This is a genomic window from Kosakonia sp. MH5 (genome assembly GCF_009935945.1).
Taxonomy (GTDB): domain Bacteria; phylum Pseudomonadota; class Gammaproteobacteria; order Enterobacterales; family Enterobacteriaceae; genus Kosakonia; species Kosakonia radicincitans.
In genome coordinates this window covers 516,938-533,861 of sequence record NZ_QODH01000002.1, presented here as the reverse complement: position 1 = coordinate 533,861, position 16,924 = coordinate 516,938, and the positions used below count along the sequence as shown (strand labels likewise).

The following is a 16,924-nucleotide window of genomic DNA, read 5'->3' as shown; positions in this document are numbered from 1 at the left end:
GCGGAGGGAGAGCAGTTCGTGCTAAAGATTGAAGTGAGGGACTGGTTATTTCGAATCGGACTTGTATTCGTATTCGTAGTAGCCGTAATCCTGATAGCCCGTCGCGCGGCGGAAAATCGAGTTCAGGATCACGCCTTTAACCTCAATACCGTTCTGTTCGAAGCGGCTCAGGCTGGTCTGGATCTCTTTCAGCGTATTCACGGCGTAGCGAGCCACCATCAGCGTAGTGCCGGCATGACGACCGACAATCGCCGCATCCGTAACCGCCAGAATTGGCGGGGTGTCGATCAGCACCAGGTCATAGTGACTGCTGGCCCATTTCACCAGTTGCGTAAAACGTTCGCTCATCAACAGTTCGGACGGATTCGGCGGCACCTGTCCGCGCGGAACCAGATCGAAATTGCTGATGGAGGTTGGTTTGGCGCAATTCTCAACCGAACCTTTTCCGGCCAGCACATCGGACAAACCGTTAATGTTGTCGGTGCCCAGCAGTTCGTGGGTGTAGCCTTTGCGCATGTCACAGTCGATGAGCAGCACACGTTTGTTCGTCTGGCTGATCACCGCTGCGAGGTTGGCGCAGACAAAGGTTTTACCGATGGAGGGGCTGACCCCGGTCATCATCAACACATTATTAGTGGACTGCATCATGGCGAAGTGCAGGCTGGTACGCAGACTGCGCACGGCTTCAATCGCCAGATCCGTCGGGTTACCCACCGCCAGCAACTGGCTCTGCTTGTAGCGCTTCACGCCCTTAACGGTTTTGACGCTATCACGCGCTTTCTGCCATTCGGAAAGCGGGATGCTGGCATACACGCTGATGCCGTGCTCTTCAAGGATCTGCGGGCTTTCCACACCGCGATTGAACAACGAGCGCAGCAGAACGCCAACCACAGAGACAATCAGGCCAAGAATAATGCTGCCGAGAATGATCAACGCTTTCTTCGGCTTCAGCACGCCAGGCTGAGTGATCGCCGGGTCAACAATACGCACATCGCCCACGGTACTGGCCTGGGTAATACGCAGTTCCTGCTGTTTATTCAGCAGTTGCATATAGACCTGCTGGCCGGATTCCACATCACGCGTCAGGCGAACAATTTCCTGTTGCGTTTGCGGCATCGCGGTAATGCGGTTGTTCAGCTTCGCTTTTTCATCTTCCAGCGCTTTACGTTTTTCCAGCAGCGTGCGGTATGCCGGGTGAACTTTGGTATACAACTTGGAGATTTCCGCTTCACGGAAAGTCAGTTCGTTCAACTGCGAGTCGATGTTGACCATCGAATCGAGCACCGATTTGGCTTCCAGCGGCAGATCGACAGAGTCTTTGGTCTGGCGATAGGTGTTGAGCTTATCTTCTGCGATATCCAGATTGTGGCGCACTTCCGGCAGCTGTTTATCGAGGAATACCAGGCTCTTCGCTGCTTCCTCGGATTTACGCTCGATATTTTGCTCAAGGTAATTACGGGTAATGCTGTTCAAAATAGCGCGGATCTGATCGCGATCTTCACCGGTATACGTCAGGCTGAGCACACCGGTATCTTTACCGTTTTCCACTACCGTCAGGTTATTTTGCAGGTTGTTAATCATCCCCAGCGTGGAGAATTTAGTGACGGTAAACTCGGAGTCATTCGAGGCAAGAATATCGCTCACCATCATGGTCACGCCCTGCTTGCTCAACAACTTGCCAACTTCGCCACGCGCCTCAAAACCGCCATCGCTGGTTAACTGATACTGTTTTGGGCTCAGCACTTTCAGCGTAAAGGTTTGCTGATTCATCCCGGCAGGCAACGTAAAGGTGGTGACTTTCACCGTCTCGTTCTGCCTCCCCATCAGCCGCTCCCAGCCGGTACCGAACAGCGGAAAGGTGTTTTTCACTACGGAGATGTCGAGATCCAGATCCTCAACGGTTTTGCCCAGCACCATACGCGACTGGATAAGCTGGATTTCCGCATCTGACGCCGGTGGCTTATTCGCCAGGGCGCTGCTGATATCCTGCACCAGTGAACTGCCGGTGTTTTGTTCGATTTGCACCAGTGAATCGGCGCTGTAAATGGGTGTCGCAAACAGGCAGTAGACAACCGCGATCAGTGCAAACACCGAGGTGATGCCCAGTACCCACCAGCGAGCTTCAATGATAGTGCCGAGCAAACGGCCAATATCGATTTCGTCATTGCCCACCACCGGGGCAGCAGAATGCGAATGGTGTGTTTTCTCTGTCATTATTATCCCTGCTGAGCTTGCAATGCCTGCGCCCACTGGCGGGCAGACTGGTCAAGTAAGGTGTAAACGGCTTCAAAAGCTTCACGACTTTTACGATACGGGTCGGGAATTTCTCGTTCGTTATCCCAGTGGCCAAATAACATGACCTTGCCGCGCATCTCCGGGGCAATCTCACACAGGCTGGCGATGTGGCGTTTTTCCATGACCAGAATCAGGTCATATTCACGACACATGGCACCGGAAACCTGCCGCGCGCGATGTCCCTCCAGAGAAAGTTGATTGTCTGCCGCTACGCTCACCGCGTTAGCATCCGCGCCACGTCCGACCAGCGCGCCCAGCCCTGCCGATGCCACTGTTAATCCGGGCTGGTATTTTTTCAGCAGTCGTTCTGCTGTTGGGGAACGACAAATGTTCCCCACACAAACCACCAGAATTTTGTTGAACATAGTCATTGCAAGTTTTGGATATCGTTGGCCGTGTTGGTCATGTAGCGAACGCCACTGATTGTCGGCAGCAACTGGTTGATAAGACGATTCCAGCGCGCCACCGGCGCAGTCGTGACGTACACCACGTCATACGGCTGGAGTCGGAAATTCGTCGCCATCACCAGAGAGGTGGCGTCCGACATATCAAGCTGGTAGATATTGGCAATCTTGCCGCTGCGATCGCTCTCGCCGCCTTTCAACGGACGGATAACGAAGATGCCGCTGGCGTTGGAGGTCGTCAGGTCGATACCTTCGGCCTGGCCAAGCGCTTCCGTCAGCGTCATGCCGCTGAAGTCCATTTTGAGCGTGCTCTGTTTTTTCACTTCGCCCATCACGAACACTTTCAGATCGTCATTACGCGGTACAAAGAGGATATCGCCTGGATAAAGCAGGCGGTTCTGGCTGAGGTCGCCATTCTGCATCAGCGCCTGGAGCGAAATGCGCTGCTCTTTTCCCTGATGTGTCAGCACTACGTTGCGCCAGTCGGCGTTGTCGGTCAGCCCGCCCGCCGCGTTGATAGCGTCCAGCACGGTAAGCGGCACGTTGGTGATCGCCTGCTGGCCGGACTTGGCGACCTGGCCGGAGATGTAGGCTTTTTGTGAGCGGAATGCGGCGATATTAACGTCCACCTGCGGGTCAGCAATGTACGTCGCTAAACGGCTGGTAATATCACTGCGGATCTCGGCGAGGGTTTTCCCCACCACCTGTACTTTCCCGACATAGGGATAAAACATGGTGCCATCAGGCTGTACCCAGTTGCCTGTGTCGCTGGAACTACGATATTGGCCCGCTGGCGTGGTTAATTCCGGGTGATCCCAGACGGTGACATTCAATACATCCCCTGGCCCTACACGATACTGGTAAGCCGCAATTTCGTTGTCGAGCGACATATTTGGTTGAGCGACATTAACGCGCGGGCGCAATTGTTCAATCAGACGTGGTGTTAAAGGATAAACATTCACCATGCGGTCTAAATCAAAGTCTGCATCCTGCTGTTTAATCACATCCTTTCCCATCGTAGTCATATTGCTACCGGGGAAAACAGTGCAGCCACTCATCATGCTTATGGACACCAATAATGGCATCAATTTCATTTTAGATTTCATCATTGATTAATTATCACTTTGGCAGAGTAATTATCCTGTGCGATTTATATAAGCGCTCAAGTTGTACACAGAATCAGAATGCAGTTAATTACGAAAGAATATAACTGGCATCAATCCTAAAAAGCGTTTATTCAACCACATGCGGTTACAGAATAATCCAGGCTGATTGACATACCCACAGGCACGCTACCGCCCCTGGCTTTCAGTTACCAATTCACTGAACATCTCTAACTCATTGATAGTTATCCCTTACAGGCCTTAAGGTTGCAATGTACCGCAGACCAGAAAAAATACGGCAGGAATCGAATTTGTAACGAATAACGATGACGAAAATAACATCGTTAGTATATTTGAGTGATGCAGGAAGAATTGTTGCAGCTAAGCGAATAGCAGGCAAGGCACCAGCCCTGATAAACATATTTTTAAGAATAAGTTTAAGAACAAACTTTTCAAATTTTAAGACTAACCGTATATTGACAAACTTTGTATATGGAATTACTTATGCGAAATATCCTAATTTGCTAATTTTTCCCTTATAATTAATCACAGTAACAATAAGGAAATTGAATTTATACGTATTGCTCATAACCAATAAATTAAGAATAATCGCAGGCTGGCATTGCAATTTCATCCAGCTTTATCCATGATCGCACTGTGACAATTGTCATATCACAGAAGGTGTTACGTTTACGATGGAATGGATTGCCGATCCATCAATCTGGGCCGGGTTGGTCACGCTGGTCGTGATCGAGCTGGTACTCGGTATTGATAACCTGGTTTTTATTGCGATTCTTGCGGAAAAATTGCCGGCGGCGCAGCGCGATCGCGCCCGTATTACCGGGCTGCTGCTGGCGATGTTGATGCGATTGCTTTTACTGGCCTCAATCTCCTGGCTGGTGACACTCACTAATCCTCTGTTTACGGTGCGCGGCTTAAGCTTCAGCGCGCGCGATCTGATTATGCTGCTCGGCGGCCTGTTCCTGCTGTTTAAAGCGACGGTGGAACTTAATGAGCGCCTTGAAGGCAAAGACAGCGACAATCCAACGCAGCGACGTGGCGCGAAATTCTGGGCTGTGGTCACCCAGATCGTGGTGCTGGATGCGGTCTTCTCGCTCGACTCGGTGATCACTGCCGTCGGCATGGTTGACCACCTGGCCGTCATGATGGCCGCCGTGGTGATTGCCATTTCCCTGATGCTGCTGGCCAGTAAATCGCTGACGCGCTTCGTCAACAGCCACCCGACAATTGTTATTCTCTGTCTCAGTTTCCTGCTGATGATCGGTTTTAGCCTGGTGGCGGATGGTTTTGGTTTCCATATTCCGAAAGGTTATCTGTACGCCGCAATTGGCTTCTCGGTGATGATTGAAGCGCTGAACCAGTTGGCTATCTTTAATCGCCGCCGTTTTCTGTTCGCCAACCAGACGCTACGCCAGCGCACGACAGAAACGGTGATGCGCCTGCTCAGCGGGCGGAAAGAGGATGCTGAACTGGATGCCGATACCGCCTCGATGCTGCACGACAGTGACGACAACCAGATCTTTAATCCGCAGGAGCGGCGCATGATTGAGCGGGTGCTGAACCTCAATCAGCGCTCGGTCAGCAGCATCATGACGTCGCGCCACGATATTGAGCATATCGATCTCAGCGCGCCGGAAGCAGAGATCCGCGCCCTGCTGGATAAAAACCAGCATACGCGCGTGGTGGTTACGGGCGGCGATACTGAAGAGGATTTGCTTGGCGTTGTTCATGTGCTCGATCTGCTGCAACAATCTCTGCGCGGCGAACCGCTGGATCTCAAGGCGCTAATCCGTCAGCCGCTGGTGTTCCCGGAAGCGCTGCCGCTGTTGCAGGCGCTGGAGCAGTTCCGCAATGCCCGCACCCACTTCGCTTTCGTGGTCGATGAGTTTGGTTCCGTGGAAGGCATTGTCACTCTCAGCGATGTGATGGAAACCATCGCCGGGAATCTGCCAAACGAAGTGGAAGAGATCGATGCCCGCCATGATATTCAGAAAAACAGCGATGGCAGCTGGACGGCCAATGGTCATATGCCGCTGGAGGATCTGGTGCAGTACATCGCAATACCGCTGGATGAGAAGCGTGACTACCACACCATTGCCGGCCTGCTGATGGAGTACCTGCAGCGGATCCCCAAACCCGGTGAAGAGGTGCAGGTAGGCGATGTTCTGCTGAAAACCCTGGAAGTTGAGAGCCACCGCGTGCAGAAAGTGCAAATTATTCCGCTGACGCGTGACGAAGATCCGGACTACGAAGTGTAAAGGGCTACGCTTTAACCACCGTCACCCCACGGTGGTTAAACGGGGCCAGCAGGCGATCGTCCGTCTGCGCGTCCACCACCAGCGTGTTGATAAGCGAGATATCGCCAATCACCCATGGCGATGCGCTGTTCAGTTTCTCCGGCGAGGCCAGAACTACAGTCTCTGCCGCCCTGTCGGCCAGCGCGCGCTTGATACGCGACTCCTCAAAATCCCCGGTGCTGAGACCGGCGTCCACATGTACGCCGGTCACGCCCATAAAAAAGAGGTCGGCGCGTATCCGGCTGATAGATTCCAGCGCGCCTGCGCCAACGTTGACGATCGAATGTTTGTAGAGATGGCCACCGATCATCACCACTTCAATCAGCGGATGCTGTGCCAGCCCAACGGCGATACTGGGGCTGTGTGTTACCACGGTAATGCGTAAATCCTGTGGGAAATGCGTAATCAGTTCAGAGGTCGTCGTACCGCCATCAATCATAACAACCTGCCCTGCTGAGACGAGCTGCGCGCCTTTCTGCGCGATACGCCGCTTGGCGTCAGACTGCAAATGTTGCCGCTCGGCAAATGTCACCGTAGCGGCGGAAGATGGCAGTGCGCCGCCGTGCACACGCTGTAACAAACCCTCAGCCGCCAGCTCACGCAGATCCCGCCGCACGGTATCTTCCGAGACGCCAAATCGTTCGCTGAGTTCCTTCGACAGCACCTGCCCTTCTTCAGCAAGCTGGTTGAGGATCAATTGCTTACGTTGTGGGGTTAGCATCGCGTTGCTCCTGCTTGCACGAAAAACCTTGATAATGCACGAATGTGCACGTTATGCTGCTATCTTACCTGCACAGGAGCTGATATGTCATCTGAAAATGCACAAATACGCATTATTGCGTCGATGCCTCTCGCTGAAGATTGGGGAAAACTGACCAAATACACCTTTGATTATCGCCGTCATGACGGTGAATGGCAGCGCCAGACCCGCGAGGTGTATGACCGGGGCAACGGCGCGGTGATCCTGCTGTATAACCGCCGCAAGCGGAGCGTGATCCTCACCCGACAGTTTCGTTTACCGCTTTTCGTCAACCAGCATCACGGTTTTTTGCTGGAAGCGGCTGCTGGCCTGCTGGATGAGCTTGAGCCTGAGGAGCGCATTCGTCACGAAGCGGAAGAAGAGACCGGCTACCGGCTGGAACAGGTACAGAAAGTGTTTGTGGCGTGGATGAGCCCCGGCTCCGTCAGCGAAAAACTGCACTTTTTTATTGCTGAATACGATGACAGCAAACGCACCGGAAGCGGTGGCGGCGTAATCGAAGAGGGAGAGGATATTGAAGTGGTGGAGATGGATTTTGCCACCGCGCTGGCGGCAATCCGTACGGGCGATATTGCCGACGGCAAAACCATTATGCTACTGCAACATCTGGCGCTGGAAGGCATTTTATAGCCCTGCAGCGCCGTTGCTTATCCGGCCGAACTGGCCGGATAGTTACATCTTATCAAGCAGCTTTTTCAGGTCTTTGCTGTTTTGCGAATCTTTATTACGCTCAGCCCAGTCGTTGAGACGACGTTTGGCTTCATCCTGCAAATGTTTACGCAACACCTGGTCCACTTGCAGGCTATAGTTGAGCGCCTGCCATTTACCGTAAACGCGCAGTGGGATCGGCGTCGCTTTCAGGAAGTCGATCAGCGCGCTATCACCTTCCCATCCTTCCAGAACCCGGACATTGAAGCGCGTATCGGTCTGCTCCTGCACCAGATCCATCTTGCCTTCCCCGGTGAGCGCCAGCAGCGCGGAGCTACCCTGCATATCGCTGAAGGTCATCTGCCCGTTATCCAGCGACAACTCTGCGCTGAAATTATCCAGCCGGGTGGCACTGTCGAAATTATCTTTCGCATGCACATCGCTGCTGCGAGCCACCGCCTGTTGTACCAGTTGCTGGAAGTTAAGCCCTTCCATGCGGCTGTTTTTCAGATCGACGTGTGCACTCCCCTGCCAGTCGCGGCGGAAAGATTCTGCATCGATATCCGGGCCGCTGAAATCGCCCGCCATGGTCAGGCTGCCGGTCAGCGCAATCGGGTAGTTAAACGCTTTCAGGATATTACCAATCTCAATGCTCTCCAGCCGTGGCTGGAACTCGGCGCGAGGTTGCTTGCCGCGCACGTCCAGCGTGCCGGGCAATGAGATTTGCCCGTTCCCCATTTTGCCCTGCAACGTCGGGATAGCCAGCAAACCGGCATTATTGTTGAGCTGACCGCTGACATCGGCAAACTGCATACCGCGCCAGCGTACGTTTTTCGCAGTGATGCCGATTTGCGCCGTAAAATCGCGCAGTTCGTTGTACTGCGGCGTATCCGCCCCGCTGGAAATCACCGGGCGCGGCAGGCGATTTTGTTCCTGTCCCTGTGGCATCACGCCGTCGCCGTTCAGCGTCCCTTCCGGCGGCAGCAAGTTATCCAGATTGAGATTGTCGAACTGCACATCGACTGCCCAGACTGGCTGCGTACCAAACGTTACGCTCCCCTTACCGGTAAAGGCGCTGTCATTCGCGCTCAGAGTGACATCATTCAGCGTCAGCCGCTGTGCCGCGCTTTGCCACTGCGCTTGCAATGTGCCCGCCCCGCTGATGCCCTTCGGTGGCGTATCGCCCCCCTGAAGTTGCCACTGCAATTTATCAATAGCGGCGCTAACATTACGCGGATAATCGCGTGCATCTATTTTCGCGCTGAATGAAAGCGTCAGGTCGCGCTGATTGCGGTTAACCCGCCCGGAGAAATCCAGCGTCGCCTGATATTGCGCATCCTGCTCCATTTGCAGACGAATATCGCGTACCGTCACCGGTTCATCGTTGGCGCGCTGGAAAACCAGCAGGCTATCCGCAACCTGTAAGCGGGCAATATCCCATGACCAGCCGCGATCCGATTCCACCTGCGGCAGTGAGTTGCCATGAGGCGCCACTGGCGCATTTTTTTCCGGTGCCGCTTCACTTTGCGGAGTGAGCTGAATCACCGCGCCCTTCAGCATCACTTGTTTCACCTGTAACTGGTGCGACAGCAACGGCAACAGGTTGACATCAAGACGCATATTATCGGCTTTCACCACCGGCATTTCCGCGCCGGGGGCCGTCAACGTGACGCGGCCAGAGAGGATGCTAAGCTGCGGCCAGACGTGCCAGCGCAGCGGGCCATCAAGCTGTAGCTGATAGCCGCTTCGCGCCTCGACCTGACGCACCATGTAAGCGCGGAAATCGTTCGGATTGACCAGTAACACTAATGCCGAAAGGCCGGCAACCAGCACGACCAGCAAAATCATCAGTGTTGTTAACGCTCTTCTCATCACATCCTCAATGGAGATCAGTCAGTCTTTATCAATGCGGCTGGCGACCGCGCCTTGCTGATCGCGATACTTCGCATCTTCACGTCGGTTATAAGGACGATCGGCCGGCCCGGAGAGCGGCTCAAAGCTCAGGGCGCCAATCAGCATGCCCGGTCGCAGCGCCAGCGGCAGCTTGCCTGAATTATAGAACTCCAGCACGATACAGCCCGACCAGCCGGGATCGATGCGGTGCGCGGTTACGTGCACCATCAAACCCAGACGCGCAAGTGAAGAGCGCCCGTCCAGCCAGCCGACCAGATCGGCAGGCAAGGTAACGGATTCATAAGTCACCGCCAGCGCCAGTTCACCCGGATGCAGGAAAAACGCCTCGCCTTCATCAAGCACAATCTCGTCGCTCATTACCCGGTCAAGCGCCGCGCTGACTTCATGCTTCGGGCCGCTGAGATCGATAAATGCCGCCGTATGTCCGCTGAAAGTGCGGAATTTATTGCCGAGGCGGACATCCACCGTCGCCCCGTTAATCCGTTCTACCGGCGGACGCGGGTTAATAGCAAGCCGACCGTCATTCAGCCAGGCTTCAATATCGCGGTCACAAAGACGCATGGCGCATTCTCCTTAATAGTGCGACACGCCCCTGAGAAGATCAGGGGCCGGACTTAACACTCAGTGCTATAGCCTAACATGTATTATTCAAAAAACTGGCTGATTTTGGCTTTCAGGATATCGATGGCGATGCGGTTTTTACCGCCGCGCGGCACGATGATGTCGGCGTATTGCTTGGAGGGTTCAATAAATTGCAGGAACATCGGACGCACGGTTTTCTGATATTGCGCCATGACCGAGTCCATTGAACGGCCACGCTCGTTAACGTCGCGCTTGATGCGGCGCATCAGGCAGATATCCAGCGGCGTATCAACAAAAATGGAGAAATTCATCTCATCGCGCAGGCGTGAATCAGTCAGTAACAGGATCCCTTCCAGGATGATCACTTTTTTCGCTTCAATGCGGATAGTTTCTTTGGTGCGAGTATGTTCCACATAGCTGTACACCGGTAACTCAATAGCTTCGCCGCGCTTGAGAGACTGCAAATGCTGGAATAACAGACTATGATCCATTGCACTGGGGTGGTCATAGTTGGTTTTTACACGCTCTTCCATCGATAGATGGCTTTGATCTTTGTAGTAGCTATCTTCTGGAATAACGCCAATGTGTTCATCACCCACCTGCTCGCGCAGTTCACGATACAGCGTGCTGGCGATAAGACTTTTACCTGAAGCAGATGCGCCGGCGATGCCGATGATGACGCACTGATGAGACTGATCAGTCATAAATTTAGCGACCTGATTAACCTGGATGTAAAGGAAGGACGACGCCGAAGCGTCAAACGCGGCAATTATAGGGATTTCACCGTCGTGATACCAGCCGAATCCTTAGCGGAAACAGGGACGGTAAAAAGCCGCTCGCTTTTGCCCGTCTGGCTGACCAGCCATAAATTAAAACGCTCAAAATTAACCCGGCAGATGTGTTTTTATTACTGACTAAGTAATTAATAACATTATGGTGTCAAATTATGAGCGCCCGGCATAGGAATTGTAAATTGTTTGTACTAGCATAATCCAAAATTCAAATTTCACTCTCCGGACGCGGTTCCGGACGTCACAGGGTTGCGGATAAAGCGGTAATGAAGAAACAACACCAGCGCGTTTTGGTTACCACCCCACATCCTGGGTTGCGGCTTGTCAGTTTAGGGCTGCTCTCTTTCATCTTTACGCTCTTCTCGCTGGAGCTTATCCGTTTTGGCACTGTTATCGCACCGCTGTGGTTTCCCACCGCCATCATTATGGTGGGATTTTACCGCCACGCCGGGCGGATGTGGCCGGGCATCGCGCTGGTCTGCGTGCTGGGCAATGTCGCGGCGACAATCATGCTCTTATCGGCCAACGCAGTCGATCTACGCTATACCGCCGTCAATGTTATTGAGGCCGCGATAGGCGCGGTGCTACTGCGCAAACTGTTGCCCTGGTATAACCCGCTGCAAAACCTCGGCGACTGGCTGCGTCTGGCGGTCGGCAGCGCGATTATCCCGCCGCTGGTCGGCGGCGTGCTGGTTTGTCTGCTGGTGCCCGGCGACAATATTCTGCGTACTTTTCTGGTCTGGGTGCTGTCGGAATCCATCGGCGCGCTGGCGTTGGTGCCGCTCGGCCTGCTGTTTAAACCGCATTACCTGCTGCGTCACCGTAGACCTCAGCTGCTGCTGGAAACACTCGTTACGCTCGCTGTCACGCTCGGGCTAAGCTGGCTGGCGCTGCACTACCTGCCGTGGCCGTTTACTGCGGTCATTGTACTGCTGATGTGGAGCGCCGTGCGTCTGCCGCGGGTTGAAGCCTTTCTCGTCTTTCTGATTACCATCATGATGGTCTCGCTGATGATTGCAGATGATCCCTCTCTCATCACCATGCCGAAAAACAACGTGATGATGAACGCACCGTGGCTGCCGTTTCTGATGATCCTGCTGCCGGTGAACGTCATGACGATGGTGATGTACGCCTTTCGCGCCGAGCGCAAACACATCATCGAAAGCGAAGAGCGCTTTCGAAATGCGATGGAGTATTCCGCCATCGGGATGGCGCTGGTGAGCACCGAAGGACAGTGGTTACAGGCCAACAAAGCGTTATGTCAGTTTCTGGGCTACAGCCAGGAGGAGCTGCAGCAGATGACCTTCCAGCAGCTCACCTGCCCGGAAGATTTAAACAGCGATCTGGAACAGCTTGAGCAACTGGTGCGCGGCGACATCTCCACTTACTCCATGGAAAAGCGCTATTACACGCGCAGCGGCGAACTGGTGTGGGCGCTGATGGCAGTTTCCGTTGTGCGCCATACGGATGGCACCCCGCTCTACTTTATCGCCCAGGTCGAAGACATTAACGATCTGAAGCAGACCGAGTGGGTTAACAAGCGCCTGATGGAGCGTATCACGCTGGCGAACGAAGCGGGCGGGATTGGCATCTGGGAGTGGGAGCTTGAGCCGGACATTATCAGTTGGGATAAGCGCATGTTCGAGATGTACGAAGTGCCGCCCCACACGAAACCGACATGGCAATTGTGGTACGAGCGCGTGCTGCCGGAAGACAGGCCGGAAACCGAACGCATTATCCGCGACGGGCTGGCGGCGCGCATGGCCTTCAAACTGGAGTTCCGCATTAGAGTCAAAGGCGGTATTCGCCATATTCGCGCGCTGGCAAACCGCGTGCTGAACAAGCATGGCGAAGTCGAACGCCTGCTCGGCGTCAATATGGATATGACGGAAGTTAAGCAGTTGAACGACGCGCTGTTCCAGGAAAAAGAGCGCCTGCACATTACGCTGGATTCCATCGGCGAAGCGGTGCTTTGTACCGATGTGGATATGAACGTCACTTTTATGAATCCGGTGGCGGAAAAAATGAGCGGCTGGGCGCAGGAACAGGCTATCGGCCAGCCGTTGCTGACAGTGCTGCGCATTACGTTTGGTGATAATGGTCCGGTGATGGAAAACATCCACAGTGGTGATATGTCACGTTCGGCCATTGAACAGGATGTGGTACTGCACTGCCGCACCGGCGGCAGCTTCGACATTCACTACAGCGTAACGCCGCTCAGCACGCTGGATGGGCAACATATCGGCTCTGTGCTGGTGATCCAGGACGTAACGGAATCCCGCAAAATGCTGCGGCAACTGAGCTACAGCGCTTCCCACGATGCGCTGACCCATCTGGCGAACCGGGTCAGTTTTGAAAACCATCTCAAACGCCTGCTGCTGACAGTACAGGAATTCCACCAGCGTCATGCGCTGGTGTTTATCGATCTTGACCGCTTTAAAGCCGTCAACGATACAGCCGGGCACGCGGCGGGGGATGCCCTGCTGCGCGAGATCGCGTCGCTGATGCTCAGCATGTTGCGTTCGACCGATATTCTTGCCCGCCTTGGCGGCGATGAATTCGGTTTACTGCTGCCGGACTGTAATGTCGAGAGCGCGCGGTATATTTCCGGGCGTATTGTTGAAGCCATCAATGACTACCACTTTATGTGGGAAGGCCGTTTGCACCGCATCGGCGCCAGCGCCGGAATTTCGCTGATTGATGAAACTAACTATCAGGCTTCAGAAGTGATGTCGCAGGCGGATATCGCCTGTTATGCCTCCAAAAATAATGGGCGCGGGATCGTGACCGTGTACGAACCGCAGCAAGGCCAGATGCAGCATGATCGCAGCATCATGTCGCTGGATGAACAGTGGCATATGATCAAAGACAATCATCTGCTGCTGATTGCCCGCGGCGTAGCGTCGCCGCGCGTACCGGAGGCCTGCAACTTCTGGCTACTCTCCCTGCGCTTGTGGACCAGCGAAGGCGAAGTGATGGAGGAGCACGCTTTCCGTTCCGGCCTTAGCGAATCAGAGCTGATCCGCGCGCTCGACCGCCGCGTATTCCATGAGTTTTTCCGTAACCACGCTACTGCCGTTGCGGGTAAAGGGCTCGGCGTTGCCCTGCCGCTTTCCGTGGCCGGGCTCTCCAGCACAACGCTGGTGAATGAACTGCTCGAACTGCTGGAAAGCGGCCCGCTATCCGCCCGGCTGTTGCATCTGGTGGTACATGCCGATGCGCTGATGCGTGAAGATAACACCCTGCTCGACAATCTGAAGCGGCTGCGCCAGGCAGGTTGCCGCATTATTCTCAGCCGTATCGGGCACGATCTGGATATTTTTAACCGCCTGAGTCCGAATATGGTCGATTACCTGATGCTCGATCCGGAACTGGTTACCAACGTTCACGGTAATCTGATGGACGAGATGATGGTGACCATTATTCAGGGCCACGCCCAGCGCCTTGGCATGAAGAGCATTGCCGGGCCGACCAATCAGCCGCTGATGATGGATACCCTTTCCGGCGTCGGCATCGATATGATTTATGGCGATATTATTTCGCAGGCTCAGCCGCTGGATTTGATGCTGAATACCAGTTATTTCGCTATCAACTGACAAACAGGGTGGCGCCTTATCCGGACGGAAAATGCATTAAAACCACAAGGCATCACACTTCAGGCTCCCACCCCGCCGTATACCAGATATGCAACAGTGCATAAGAGCGCCACGGCTGCCAGCGTTCGGCGTAGCGCCTCGTCTGCGCGGGCGTCATCCCGGCAAAACGCTGCTTGATCAGATAATCGTCGGGTAGAAAAATGTCTTTCGCCTGCCAGCCGCGCAGGGCAAAGTAGCTGGCGGTCCAGCGGCCGATGCCGGGGAAAGTTTGCAAGGCTTTCACCCCCTGCTCCACATCCACCGGTGCCGTCAGCGGCAGCAAACCGTCGCAGGCTGCCTGTGCCAGATATATCAGCGATTCAGCGCGTTTGCGCGGCATGCCGAGCGTTTGCAAATCCCCAATTCGCGCCACAGAGAGCTGCTGCGGCGTGGGAAAACAGAGAAAACCGCGCTCATCCAGCGCATCGCCATAACGCTGCGCAACCTTTGCCGTCAGCTTTGCCGCCATCGCCACGCTGACTAACTGGCCTAAAATCGCCCGCACGCCCTGCTCAAATGGATCAACACATCCCGGCAGGCGCAACCCCGGTCGCGCAGCGCCCAACGTCCCCAGCGCCGCGGTCACCTCCTGCGGATTGCAGTCAAGATCAAACAGACAGCGAATCCGTTGCAGGCACAGTTCCGCAATCGGCTGCAAACCTTCGCTGAGTGTGACCCTCAATGTCGCGCTCGCCTCATCCGGTTCGGCAACAATCAACCCGCGATGCTCGCCAGCGGCAAAGGAGCGCACATAGCGTGTCGCATCAATCTCTTCAACACCCGCTACGGCGCGATCGCCTAAAAATCCCAACATCCAGGCCCAGTCATAGGGCGGCTGCCAGCGCAGTTCGTACATAGTTGCTCCTCTTTTCTGCTAACAGCATAAACGGCATCGGAATTTTCCGCCTTGCTTTCATATTCCGGTTGTCGCCCGCGCCGCATTCGGCTAAAGTCGCCCCCCTTCTTCACTGGCATGGGGATAAACACGTGTTTGTAGGCTTTGACTACGGGACAGCAAACTGCTCGATTGCAGTAATGCGCGATGGCGCGCCACACCTGCTGACCATGGAAAATAACAGTACGCTGCTGCCATCTATGCTCTGCGCGCCAACGCGCGAAGCCGTCAGCGAATGGCTCTATCGTCACCATCAGGTTCCGGCTACGGGGAGCGAAACCCAGGCGCTACTGCGCCGGGCAGTGAGCTTTAACCGTGAGGAAGATATTGAGGTCAACGCCGCCAGCGTACAATTTGGCCTCGCCTCGCTGCGTCAGTATGTGAGCGATCCGGAAGAGGTTTACTTCGTTAAATCGCCGAAATCCTTCCTCGGCGCCAGCGGCCTGAAACCGCAGCAGATCGCCCTGTTTGAGGATCTGGTCTGCGCCATGATGCTGCACATTCGCCAGCAGGCCGAAACGCAACTGCCGGAAAGCATCAACCAGGCGGTCATTGGCCGACCGATCAACTTCCAGGGGCTCGGCGGCGATGATGCTAACGCCCAGGCACAGGGGATCCTTGAGCGCGCGGCGAAACGCGCCGGTTTCCGTGATGTGGTGTTCCAGTATGAACCGGTAGCAGCAGGGCTCGATTTTGAAGCCACACTAAGCGAAGAGAAACGCGTGCTGGTGGTGGATATTGGCGGCGGAACAACAGACTGCTCCATTCTGCTGATGGGCCCACAGTGGCGCGCCAGACAGGATCGTGCAGCCAGCCTACTCGGCCACAGCGGTTGCCGCGTTGGCGGTAACGATCTGGATATCGCACTGGCGTTTAAAAGCCTGATGCCTCTGCTTGGTATGGGCGGCCAGACGGAAAAAGGCATCGCCCTGCCAATTCTGCCGTGGTGGAACGCGGTGGCGATCAACGATGTGCCGGCGCAAACCGAATTTTACAGCGCCGCCAATGGCCGTCTGCTCAACGATCTGCTGCGCGACGCCCGCGACGCGGAAAAAGTGGCCCTGCTGCTGAAAGTGTGGCGGCAGCGTCTGAGCTACCGGCTGGTGCGCAGCGCCGAAGAGAGCAAAATAGCGCTCTCGGAAGAAGCGCATGTCACCGCGCCGCTGCCGTTTATCAGCGACGATCTTGCCACTGCCATCACCCAGGAGGGTCTGGAAGCGGCGCTCAATCAGCCGTTACAGCGCATTATTGAGCAGGTGCAGTTGGCGCTGGAAAACAGCAACGAAACGCCGGAAGTAATCTACCTGACCGGCGGGAGCGCCCGCTCGCCCATCATCAAGAAAGCGCTGGCGGAAACGCTGCCGGGGATTCCGATTGCGGGCGGCGATGATTTTGGCTCTGTCACCGCCGGGCTTGCCCGCTGGGCGCAGGTTCTGTTTCGCTAATATTTTGCCGGATGATCGCCATCCGGCATGATTTTCTTCTCCATATTACCCCTAACGCAAATTTCCATCCCCGCTCGACGTTTCTAAACAGTGTTTCATATTTCCTCCATTTTTCTGCGTTAAGGCCTCACTAA

At 54.9% G+C, this 16,924-nt stretch carries 12 protein-coding genes; 4 read left to right on the top strand and 8 right to left on the bottom strand.

The window, feature by feature from the left end; genetic code table 11:
- Positions 1 to 45 precede the first annotated feature (45 nt).
- From wzc to DK872_RS08810, 3 genes are read right to left on the bottom strand one after another with little or no spacing between them, the layout of a single operon-like run.
- A complete protein-coding gene (gene wzc / locus DK872_RS08820) occupies positions 46 to 2,214 on the bottom strand; it encodes a tyrosine-protein kinase Wzc (protein ID WP_007371254.1) in 2,169 nt (722 codons plus the stop codon).
- Between the two features lie 2 nt (positions 2,215 to 2,216).
- The gene (gene wzb, locus DK872_RS08815; protein WP_007371253.1) at positions 2,217 to 2,660 is read right to left on the bottom strand and encodes a low molecular weight protein-tyrosine-phosphatase Wzb; all 444 of its coding nucleotides are present in this window, start codon (positions 2,658 to 2,660) and stop codon (positions 2,217 to 2,219) included.
- A 2-nt stretch (positions 2,661 to 2,662) separates the two neighbouring features.
- Positions 2,663 to 3,808 carry a polysaccharide export protein gene (locus DK872_RS08810; RefSeq protein ID WP_035888731.1) on the bottom strand — a complete coding sequence of 382 codons (1,146 nt, stop codon included), beginning with the start codon at positions 3,806 to 3,808 and terminating at the stop codon, positions 2,663 to 2,665.
- Between the two features lie 689 nt (positions 3,809 to 4,497).
- On the opposite strand from DK872_RS08810, the gene DK872_RS08805 reads away from it, so the two are divergent.
- Positions 4,498 to 6,081: a TerC family protein gene (locus DK872_RS08805; RefSeq protein ID WP_007371250.1), complete on the top strand. Its 1,584-nt coding sequence runs from the start codon at positions 4,498 to 4,500 to the stop codon at positions 6,079 to 6,081.
- A gap of 4 nt (positions 6,082 to 6,085) precedes the next feature.
- Here the strand turns inward: DK872_RS08805 and DK872_RS08800 are convergent, their stop codons facing one another.
- Positions 6,086 to 6,841 carry a DeoR/GlpR family DNA-binding transcription regulator gene (locus tag DK872_RS08800; protein WP_007371249.1) on the bottom strand — a complete coding sequence of 252 codons (756 nt, stop codon included), beginning with the start codon at positions 6,839 to 6,841 and terminating at the stop codon, positions 6,086 to 6,088.
- A gap of 84 nt (positions 6,842 to 6,925) precedes the next feature.
- On the opposite strand from DK872_RS08800, the gene DK872_RS08795 reads away from it, so the two are divergent.
- Positions 6,926 to 7,510 (top strand): NUDIX domain-containing protein, encoded by a 585-nt coding sequence (locus DK872_RS08795; protein ID WP_007371248.1) that lies wholly within the window; start codon positions 6,926 to 6,928, stop codon positions 7,508 to 7,510.
- Positions 7,511 to 7,552: 42 nt separating this feature from the next.
- On the opposite strand, the gene asmA is transcribed toward DK872_RS08795, so the two are convergent.
- From asmA to udk, 3 genes are all read right to left on the bottom strand, one after another.
- Positions 7,553 to 9,400: an outer membrane assembly protein AsmA gene (gene asmA, locus DK872_RS08790; protein ID WP_007371247.1), complete on the bottom strand. Its 1,848-nt coding sequence runs from the start codon at positions 9,398 to 9,400 to the stop codon at positions 7,553 to 7,555.
- Positions 9,401 to 9,421: 21 nt separating this feature from the next.
- Positions 9,422 to 10,003 (bottom strand): dCTP deaminase, encoded by a 582-nt coding sequence (gene dcd / locus DK872_RS08785; RefSeq protein ID WP_007371246.1) that lies wholly within the window; start codon positions 10,001 to 10,003, stop codon positions 9,422 to 9,424.
- 83 nt (positions 10,004 to 10,086) lie between these two features.
- Positions 10,087 to 10,728 (bottom strand): uridine kinase, encoded by a 642-nt coding sequence (udk, locus tag DK872_RS08780; RefSeq protein ID WP_007371245.1) that lies wholly within the window; start codon positions 10,726 to 10,728, stop codon positions 10,087 to 10,089.
- Positions 10,729 to 11,081: 353 nt separating this feature from the next.
- Here udk and DK872_RS08775 point away from each other — a divergent pair, with 353 nt between their 5' ends.
- Complete coding sequence (locus DK872_RS08775; protein ID WP_161518247.1) at positions 11,082 to 14,411, top strand: diguanylate cyclase; 3,330 nt, start codon at positions 11,082 to 11,084, stop codon at positions 14,409 to 14,411.
- A 52-nt stretch (positions 14,412 to 14,463) separates the two neighbouring features.
- Here DK872_RS08775 and alkA read toward each other — a convergent pair whose 3' ends face one another.
- Positions 14,464 to 15,306 (bottom strand): DNA-3-methyladenine glycosylase 2, encoded by an 843-nt coding sequence (gene alkA, locus DK872_RS08770; protein ID WP_161518246.1) that lies wholly within the window; start codon positions 15,304 to 15,306, stop codon positions 14,464 to 14,466.
- Positions 15,307 to 15,437: 131 nt separating this feature from the next.
- Here alkA and yegD point away from each other — a divergent pair, with 131 nt between their 5' ends.
- Positions 15,438 to 16,790 (top strand): molecular chaperone, encoded by a 1,353-nt coding sequence (yegD, locus tag DK872_RS08765; protein WP_107146569.1) that lies wholly within the window; start codon positions 15,438 to 15,440, stop codon positions 16,788 to 16,790.
- Positions 16,791 to 16,924: the final 134 nt, after the last annotated feature.

Coding starts and splice junctions, on each gene's coding strand:
- wzc (WP_007371254.1), bottom strand. CDS start 2,214: ATGACAGAGAAAACACACCATTCGCATTCTGCTGCCCCGGTGGTGGGC.
- wzb (WP_007371253.1), bottom strand. CDS start 2,660: ATGTTCAACAAAATTCTGGTGGTTTGTGTGGGGAACATTTGTCGTTCC.
- DK872_RS08810 (WP_035888731.1), bottom strand. CDS start 3,808: ATGATGAAATCTAAAATGAAATTGATGCCATTATTGGTGTCCATAAGC.
- DK872_RS08805 (WP_007371250.1), top strand. CDS start 4,498: ATGGAATGGATTGCCGATCCATCAATCTGGGCCGGGTTGGTCACGCTG.
- DK872_RS08800 (WP_007371249.1), bottom strand. CDS start 6,841: ATGCTAACCCCACAACGTAAGCAATTGATCCTCAACCAGCTTGCTGAA.
- DK872_RS08795 (WP_007371248.1), top strand. CDS start 6,926: ATGTCATCTGAAAATGCACAAATACGCATTATTGCGTCGATGCCTCTC.
- asmA (WP_007371247.1), bottom strand. CDS start 9,400: ATGAGAAGAGCGTTAACAACACTGATGATTTTGCTGGTCGTGCTGGTT.
- dcd (WP_007371246.1), bottom strand. CDS start 10,003: ATGCGTCTTTGTGACCGCGATATTGAAGCCTGGCTGAATGACGGTCGG.
- udk (WP_007371245.1), bottom strand. CDS start 10,728: ATGACTGATCAGTCTCATCAGTGCGTCATCATCGGCATCGCCGGCGCA.
- DK872_RS08775 (WP_161518247.1), top strand. CDS start 11,082: ATGAAGAAACAACACCAGCGCGTTTTGGTTACCACCCCACATCCTGGG.
- alkA (WP_161518246.1), bottom strand. CDS start 15,306: ATGTACGAACTGCGCTGGCAGCCGCCCTATGACTGGGCCTGGATGTTG.